The organism is Streptomyces sp. ATLC9 (assembly GCF_057196705.1).
Map to the genome: position 1 here is coordinate 1 of NZ_JBXUOY010000469.1, position 2,092 is coordinate 2,092.

1 protein-coding gene is annotated in these 2,092 nt (G+C 72.4%); it reads left to right on the forward strand.

Going from position 1 to position 2,092, the window contains the following annotated elements; translation table 11 throughout:
• Window positions 1-236 precede the first annotated feature (236 nt).
• Entirely contained in the window at window positions 237-2,048 is a 1,812-nt protein-coding gene (locus AC2CJA_RS26340) for a glycoside hydrolase family 15 protein (protein WP_484605165.1), read from the forward strand.
• Window positions 2,049-2,092 lie beyond the last annotated feature (44 nt).

Below are 2,092 nucleotides of genomic sequence, written 5' to 3' on the forward strand. Positions count from 1 at the left end.
CCCCCCCGGCGGCCCAGGGACCGGGCGCCGGCCGGGCGCCGGGCCGCGGCCCCCCACCACCGAGGTTGTCAATCACCGGATTGTTGTCACCCGGGAGGCTCCTTCACCCCTAAGGTGACCTCGGCGCGGAACATCTGCCCGCGTCGTATCCTGCTCAGACTGTCCGTGCGGGCCCTCCCGTGCGGCAGGACGGAAAACCGCACGTCCCACGGGGCGTAGCCACTGTTCGACTGGAGATGCTCGTGGCCGGGCGCATCGAGGATTACGCACTCATCGGGGACATGCAGACCGCCGCCCTGGTATGCCGGGACGGCTCGGTGGACTGGCTGTGTCTGCCCCGGTTCGACTCCCACGCCGTCTTCGCCGGGCTGCTGGGCACCGAGGAGCACGGCTTCTGGCGCCTGGGCCCCGCCCACCCCGCCGGCCAGGAGCCGCCGGCGGCCGGCCGCCGCCGCTACCGGGGCGACTCCCTGATCCTGGAGTCCGAGTGGGACACCCCGCGCGGGACGGTGCGGGTGATCGACTTCATGCCGCCGCGCGAGCACCACGCGCCGCAGCTCATCCGCATCGTGGAGGGTGTCAGCGGCCGCGTGCCGATGCGCTCCGCGCTGCGGATGCGGTTCTCCTACGGCTGGGTGGTGCCGTGGGTGCACAAGGTGGACGGCCGCACCGTCGCCGTCGCCGGCCCCGACTCCGTGTGGGTGGACTCCGAGGCCGACACCTACGGCGAGGATCTGACCACCTACGCCGACTTCACCGTCGCGCCGGGCGACCGGGTGGCGATGACCATCAGCTGGCAGCCCTCGCACAAGGAGCCCCCGGCGCCGGCCGAGCCGGAGACGTCCCTGACCGCCACCGAGGACTTCTGGCGCGACTGGGTGCGCCAGTGCACCTACCACGGCCCCTACCGGGAGGCGGTGGTCCGCTCCCTGATCACCCTCAAGGCCCTCACCTACGCCCCGACCGGCGGCATCGTCGCGGCCCCCACCACCTCGCTGCCCGAGCACATCGGCGGCGTGCGCAACTGGGACTACCGCTTCACCTGGCTGCGCGACGCGGCGATCACGCTGTCGTCGCTGCTGCGCACCGGCTACCGCAGCGAGGCGCTGGCCTGGCGCGAGTGGCTGCTGCGCGCGGTGGCCGGCGACCCGGAGAACCTGCAGATCATGTACGGCATCGCCGGCGAGCGGGAGCTGGGCGAGACGGAGCTGTCCTGGCTGCCCGGCTACGAGAACTCCCAGCCGGTGCGGGTCGGCAACGGCGCCGCCTCCCAGCTCCAGCTCGACGTCTACGGCGAGGTCATCGAGGCCCTGCACCTGGCCCACATGACCGGCCTGGCGCGCAACGACTACGCCAGCCTCCTGCAGATCAAGCTGATCGGCTACCTGGAGGACCACTGGACGGAGCCGGACGAGGGGATATGGGAGGTGCGCGGCCCGCGCCGCCACTTCGTGCACTCCAAGGTCATGGCCTGGACGGCGGTGGACCGCACCATCCGCCTGATCGAGTCCGGCGAGGCGGACGGCCCGCTGGAGCGGTGGCGCGCGCTGCGCGAGGCGATACACCGCGATGTCTGCGAGAAGGGCTACGACCCCGAGCGGAACACCTTCACCCAGTCCTACGGGTCGAAGGAGCTGGACGCCTCCCTGCTGCTGATCCCGCAGGTGGGCTTCCTGCCCCCGGACGACAAGCGGGTCATCGGCACCATCGAGGCCATCCAGCGCGAGCTGTCCACGCCGGACGGCTTCGTGCTGCGCTACCCGACCTCGGGCGAGGACGCGGGCCTGGACGGGCTGGAGGGCGACGAGGGCGCGTTCCTGGCCTGCTCCTTCTGGCTGGCCGACGACCTGGCGATGATCGGCCGGGTGGAGGAGGCGCGCAGGCTCTTCGAGAAGCTGCTCTCGCTCCGCAACGACCTGGGACTGCTCGCGGAGGAGTGGGACTCCCGGCTGGGCCGCCAGGTGGGCAACTTCCCGCAGGCCTTCAGCCACGTCCCCCTGATCGACACCGCCCTGCGGCTGACGGCCTCGGGCGCCTACGGCGGCTGACGGCCCGCCCGTGCGGCCTTCACCGGCTCCGGCCGGGGCCGGTG

Bases quoted from the DNA above. Each gene is read 5' to 3' on its own strand.
- AC2CJA_RS26340 (WP_484605165.1), top strand. From the start codon at position 237: ATGCTCGTGGCCGGGCGCATCGAGGATTACGCACTCATCGGGGACATG.